Origin of the sequence: Microbacterium sp. H6, from assembly GCF_003314775.1 — a bacterium.
Lineage (GTDB): Bacteria > Actinomycetota > Actinomycetes > Actinomycetales > Microbacteriaceae > Microbacterium > Microbacterium oxydans.
In genome coordinates this window covers 1-3,535 of record NZ_QOAY01000160.1, presented here as the reverse complement: position 1 = coordinate 3,535, position 3,535 = coordinate 1, and the positions used below count along the sequence as shown (strand labels likewise).

4 protein-coding genes are annotated in these 3,535 nt (G+C 71.8%); 1 reads left to right on the top strand and 3 read right to left on the bottom strand.

From position 1 onward, the window contains the following. Positions 1-144 precede the first annotated feature (144 nt). A complete protein-coding gene (locus DSP71_RS10180; RefSeq protein WP_046749648.1) occupies positions 145-687 on the bottom strand; it encodes a glyoxalase/bleomycin resistance/extradiol dioxygenase family protein in 543 nt (180 codons plus the stop codon). A gap of 87 nt (positions 688-774) precedes the next feature. Between DSP71_RS10180 and DSP71_RS10175 the strand changes: the two genes are divergently transcribed. Continuing rightward, positions 775-1,566 (top strand): helix-turn-helix domain-containing protein, encoded by a 792-nt coding sequence (locus DSP71_RS10175; RefSeq protein WP_113681026.1) that lies wholly within the window; start codon positions 775-777, stop codon positions 1,564-1,566. A gap of 33 nt (positions 1,567-1,599) precedes the next feature. On the opposite strand, the gene DSP71_RS10170 is transcribed toward DSP71_RS10175, so the two are convergent. Next, the gene (locus DSP71_RS10170) at positions 1,600-2,829 is read right to left on the bottom strand and encodes an APC family permease (protein ID WP_113681025.1); all 1,230 of its coding nucleotides are present in this window, start codon (positions 2,827-2,829) and stop codon (positions 1,600-1,602) included. A gap of 4 nt (positions 2,830-2,833) precedes the next feature. Further along, positions 2,834-3,535: CocE/NonD family hydrolase (locus tag DSP71_RS10165; protein WP_147251282.1), on the bottom strand; the 702-nt coding region annotated here is incomplete at its 5' end.

Sequence of the window (3,535 nt, the reverse complement as noted above, 5' to 3'; positions counted from 1 at the left end):
ATCTGCGTCGAGCGGTGGGCCCGATGTTCTTCGACGAGCCCGAGGCGATGTTCAGCCTCGACCGCTTCCACCCGAGCGCCCTGGGCTACCGCCGTACGGCCGAGGCACTGCTTCCGGCGGTGTGCCGCGCGGCGGAGCGGTCGCTCAGCTCGCCTCGTCCGCAGGAGACCCGCTGAACGACGCCGCCCACTCCGCCACTCGACGACTGCTCTCCTCGTCCGAGATGTCCTCGACGCGCGTCATCACAGACCAGCGCACCCCGAACGGATCGCGGATGCTGGCGAAGCGATCACCGGAGACGAAGGGTGCGGGTGCTTCGCGCACGGTCGCTCCCGCGGCGACCGCCTTCTCGACGACCGCATCGACGTCCGCGACGTACAGCCCCATCGAGTAGCAGTCGTCGTCGCCACCGGGGGAGCGCACGAGGTGGTACTCGGGATTGGGCTCCCCGAGCTGGAGCAGGCCGAGGCCGAAGTCCAGGTCGGCGTGCGCGACCACGCCGCCGAACTCGGTCACGTCGACGACTCTGGCCCCGAACACGTCGCGGTAGAACGCGATGGCCTGCTTCGCGTCGGGGATGGCGAGGAAGGGGGTGAGCGAGGTGGCGCTGTGCGGGCGCCCGTTCGTCGTGTACGTGCCGTTCGCGCCGGCCGTGGGGGTGTGCGTCGTGGTGTGGTCTGTGCTCATGACGCCACGGTAGAACGGGCGATGCGGCGGCGGCTTGAAGATCCGCGACAGCCTCGCCCTGTCGGCGTCGGGGCCTACGCTGGGCCGATGGTGAACCCGACCCGCGGGGTGCTCTACCCCGCTCGCCTTCCGCAGTTCCACCGGCTGCCACCGCCGCCGGCAGCCGCGGAGCTGGTGGAGTGGTTCTGGATCCCGGAGTGGGACATCGAGCCTGGGCGCTCGTCACGGCAGGAGATCGTGGCGTATCCGGCGCTGAACCTGGTCGTCGACGCGAACACCGTCACGCTCGCCGGAGCGACGACGCGGGCGTCGCACCGCGATCTGCGGGGGAGCGGCTGGGCCGTCGGGGCGCTGCTGCGTCCGGCAGCGGTCGCCGTGCTGATCGACGATCCGGCGTCTCTCGTCGACGACGAGTGGGAACTCGACGACGGGAGCGGTACCGGCGCGCTGCGCGCTGCCGTCGTGTCGACGATGAGCTCGGGCGAGGGGCGACGCGAGCGGGCGGTCGAGGCCTTCTCTCAGTGGCTCGAGGATCGTGCGGGGCCGGTCGGCGAACCGGCACGCCAGGCCAACGCGTTCATGGACGTCCTGATGGGCGATGGCGCCGCGCTCACCCCCGAGGAGGCCGCCACGAGGTTGGCCGTCTCGGTGCGCACCCTGCAGCGGATGACCCACCGCCACGTGGGGCTCTCGCCCGCCGCGATGATCCGACGTCGGCGGCTGCAGGAGGCGGCGCAGCGAGTGCGAGCGAACCCGGAGACCGACCTGGCCTCGATCGCCGCCGAGCTCGGCTACGCGGATCACGCGCATCTCACGCGCGACTTCCAGGCGGTCCTCGGCATCGCACCGCGCATGTACCGCTCCCAGGCGCGGGGCTGACCGCGGCGCGTCGAGCTCAGGCGTGCGCGGGGCTCAGGCTCTTTCGAACCGCAGCCGCAGCAGCCGGTATCCGACCCCGAGGAGGACGACCCCCGCACCGATCAGTGAGGCCAGCACGGGAAGAGTGTTCACCAGCACCAGGCAGCCGAGCGCTCCGAGCACGTGCAGCACCCGTGGATACCGACGCGCGGACCCGCTCTGACGGAATGCGGCGGCGTTCGCGATCAGGTAGTACAGCAGCACGCCGAAGGAGGAGAAGCCGATGGCGCCGCGCAGGTCGGCGATGAGGACGATCGCGACCACGATGAGCGCGATGGCGATCTCCGCGCGCTGCGGGACCTGATGGCGCCGATCGATCTTCGCGAGGAATCGAGGGACGTCACCCTCGCGAGCCATGGCCAGGGCCGTACGACCGATCCCGGTGAGCAGAGCCAGCAGGGCACCGAGGGAAGCGGCGGCAGCAGCGATGCGGATCACGGGCGCCCAGGTAGATGCCCCGGCGGCCACCAGTACATCGACCAGAGGAGCGGTCGAATCGGTCGCACCGGCGCCGAGCACCAGGACGACGACGAGTCCCACCAGCGCGTACACGACGACCGTGCCGCCCAGCGCCAGCACGATGGCACGGGGGATCGTGCGTCCGGGATCGACGACCTCCTCACCCATGGTCGCGATCCGGGCGTATCCCGCGAATGCGAAGAACAGCAGGCCGGCCCCCTGGAGCACTCCGTAGGCCGTGGCATCGGGGAGGGGGGTCGGGTTCGCCGCCGCAGCGCCGGCGAACCCGAAGACCACGACGACCGCGAGGCCGAGCAGGGAGCACACCACGAGGATGCGGGTGACCAGGGCGGTGCGGGTCACGCCGAGGCAGTTCACGGCGGCGAGCAGCACGACAGCGGCGACCGCGACGGGCAGCTGCCAGCCGGCCGGTGCCGCGTAGGCGGCGAACGTCATGGCCATCGCCGCGCAGCTCGCGATCTTGCCGATCACGAAGCTCCATCCCGCGATGAAGCCCCACCAGGGGCCCATCTCCGCGCGGGCGTAGGCATAGGTGCCACCCGCGACCGGGTGGGCGGCGGCGAGCTGCGCTGATGAGGTGGCATTGGCGTATGCGACGACCGCGGCGATCGCGAGGGCGATGAGGACGCCGCTGCCAGCGACCCCGATCGCGGGAGCCCACACGGAGAAGACACCGGCGCCGATCATCGAGCCGAGACCGATGGCGACCGCGTCTCCGAGCGTCAGACGACGGGCGAGGGGCATCCCGTCATCGTGTCACGCGCCGGTGAACAACGGGTGAAGAGGCGTGCGAGCGTGACGGCACGACGGCCAGTGCGGGCAGCGTGAGGGTCGCCGGCGCCGTGCCGCCGACGCGGACGGTCTGATCGCTGGGGATGAGCCGCGAGTGGTCGCGCACCGGGTCCTCGGTTCCGGGGTTGCGCAGGTGCAGCGGGTGCGCGCCCGACGACACCTGCACGCGCAGGCGTGACCCCGCCGCGAACCGGTGGGCGAGAGGCGCGAGTTCGAGACGGATCCGGCCCGCCTCGTCTGTGTGCGTCTCGTCCGTGTGCACCTCTTCCGGCCGAAGGCGCCGGTACCCGTCGGTGAGCGCCCGCGAGACCCCTCGCGCGTCCACCTCGCACAGACGCACGAACAGATCGGCACGCGGGTTCGAGGACGCGAAGGACAGCGTGATCGTGGGCGTGCCGATGACGAGGAGGTCGTCGGGAAGCCGGTCGCCCGTGAAGACGAGCACATCCGCCCGGCGTTCGCGGGTGTGCTGGGGGCGGCGCCCGGCGGAGAACGGATTGAGGGTCCTGCCGCCCGCATCCGGGGTCGGGGCCGCCGGATCGTAGCGGTACGTGAGGTCGGCCGCGGGGCTGGCGACGCCCGTGCCGTCGAGGCGCCCGTCGCGGGTGAGCTCCAGCTCCACGGCCGTATACGGCGGGGGCCAGCTGTCCAGCTCCCG

What these genes read in the sequence shown, in the direction of transcription:
- DSP71_RS10180 (WP_046749648.1), bottom strand. Translation starts at nt 687, where the DNA reads ATGAGCACAGACCACACCACGACGCACACCCCCACGGCCGGCGCGAAC.
- DSP71_RS10175 (WP_113681026.1), top strand. Translation starts at nt 775, where the DNA reads ATGGTGAACCCGACCCGCGGGGTGCTCTACCCCGCTCGCCTTCCGCAG.
- DSP71_RS10170 (WP_113681025.1), bottom strand. Translation starts at nt 2,829, where the DNA reads ATGCCCCTCGCCCGTCGTCTGACGCTCGGAGACGCGGTCGCCATCGGT.